At 75.5% G+C, this 1,536-nt stretch carries 2 protein-coding genes and 1 pseudogene; 1 reads left to right on the top strand and 2 read right to left on the bottom strand.

From position 1 onward, the window contains the following. Positions 1 to 429: alpha/beta fold hydrolase (locus VB737_RS06960; RefSeq protein WP_500312196.1), on the bottom strand; the 429-nt coding region annotated here is incomplete at its 3' end. Positions 430 to 619: 190 nt separating this feature from the next. On the opposite strand from VB737_RS06960, the gene VB737_RS06955 reads away from it, so the two are divergent. After that, on the top strand, positions 620 to 1,090 hold the full coding sequence (locus VB737_RS06955) for a GNAT family N-acetyltransferase (RefSeq protein ID WP_190544500.1): 471 nt from the start codon (positions 620 to 622) through the stop codon (positions 1,088 to 1,090). A 4-nt stretch (positions 1,091 to 1,094) separates the two neighbouring features. Here the strand turns inward: VB737_RS06955 and VB737_RS06950 are convergent. Then, a pseudogene (locus VB737_RS06950) lies at positions 1,095 to 1,536 on the bottom strand (TIGR04283 family arsenosugar biosynthesis glycosyltransferase); the annotation flags it as partial.

The raw sequence follows: 1,536 nt of genomic DNA, 5'->3' as shown, positions 1-1,536 counted from the left end.
GCCGTCGGCCAGCAGCGGGCTGCGGATCGCCTCCGTGCCGGGCAGCCGGGCCAGCCAGGACGGCCGCCAGCGCAGGAAGGCGGCTCCGCCGCGACGCACCCGGGCGAAGGGACGGGGCTGGAACACACCACCCCCCGCCGCGATCTGCACCAGGCCCCGCAGCTGCTCCCCCAGCAGGGGCGCCGCATGGAGCGCCACGCTGCCCCCCAGCGAGTGGCCCAGGAGCACCACCGCTCGCCCGGCGGCCTCCCGCTGGACGGCGTCGGCCAGCCAGCGCCCGTAGCTGGCCAGGCTGGCCTGCAGCCCCCGGGGCCGGTCGCTGCCGCCGAATCCGGGCAGATCGGGGCACCACAGCGTCCAGCGGGGCGCCAGTTCCCGCCGCAGCGGCTGCCACAGGCGCCCCGCCAGCAACCAGCCGTGCACACACACCAGCAGGGGGGACTCGGGCGTCAGCGGAGCCGGAGCTGGGGCCGGTATCGCCTGGGTCCGATCGGAGCCGGTGGGGAGGACGCTCAGGACGGGTGCCGCGTCAATCCCCCACCCTGCCGCAGTCCGGCCGGCATCCGGCAGGATCTTCAGAACGCGTAGCCCTCTCGCCGTGCCCGGGACCCTTCCGCTGATGACCGACCTCTACGGTCCCGGGCACCGCCTCTGCGCCTGCCCCAACCCCAGCCTGGAGCTGGTGCTCAGCCAGACCCGACCGATCGACCTGATCGAGCTGGAGGCGCTCTGCGACGCGGTGGGCTGGAGCCGCCGCCCGCTGCGGCGCGTGCGCAAGGCCCTCCAGCACAGCCTGCTCCAGGTGGGCCTCTGGCGCCACGACGCCCGCCTGCCGCGGCTGGTGGGCTTCGCCCGCTGCACCGGCGACGGGGTGGTGGAGGCCACCGTCTGGGATGTGGCGGTCCATCCGCGCTACCAGGGGGCCGGCCTGGGCAAGGAGCTGATGGACTACGTGCTCGAGCAGCTGCGGGCCATGGGCATCGACCGGGTGAGCCTGTTCGCCGATCCCGACGTGGTGGGCTTCTATGCCGCCCAGGGCTGGGAGCTGGAGCCGCTGCAGCGCCGCTGCGCCTTCTGGTACGCCCCCTGAGGCGTTACCCGTAGTAACGGGCGGCCAGCTGCTCCACCGGGATGCCACGGCGCCAGTCGCGCCGCAGGCGGGCGTTGGCCAGCATGGTCTGCCACACCCCCAGCCGGCGCCAGCGCCGGCCGTTCACCCGCAGGGCCGGCGCCAGCAGGGCGATCCTGGCCAGGGGCCTCAGCCGCTGCAGGAAGTCCAGGTCCTCCATCAGGGGCAGCGGGGCGATCCCCCCAGCGGCGTCGTGCAGGCGCCGGGCCAGCAGCAGTCCCTGGTCGCCGTAGGGCAGCTGGCGCCAGCGGCTGCGCAGCTCCACCGCCAGCTCCACCAGTCGCAGGGCAGGGTCGCCCCCGGCGATCCGCAGCCGGAAGGCCCAGGCGGTGGACGCACCACCGCCGATCGCGGGCGCCACGGCCTCGGCCCAGCCCGGCGGAAGGCGCACGTCCGCGTGCAGCAGC

The organism is Synechococcus sp. BA-120 BA3, from assembly GCF_034931285.1.
Taxonomy (GTDB): Bacteria; Cyanobacteriota; Cyanobacteriia; order PCC-6307; family Cyanobiaceae; genus Cyanobium.
Note: the sequence above shows the minus strand (reverse complement) of the source record. Positions and strands in the feature narration are given on the sequence as shown.

Excerpts from the sequence above, each read along its gene's own strand:
- VB737_RS06955 (WP_190544500.1), top strand. The coding sequence starts at position 620 with ATGACCGACCTCTACGGTCCCGGGCACCGCCTCTGCGCCTGCCCCAAC.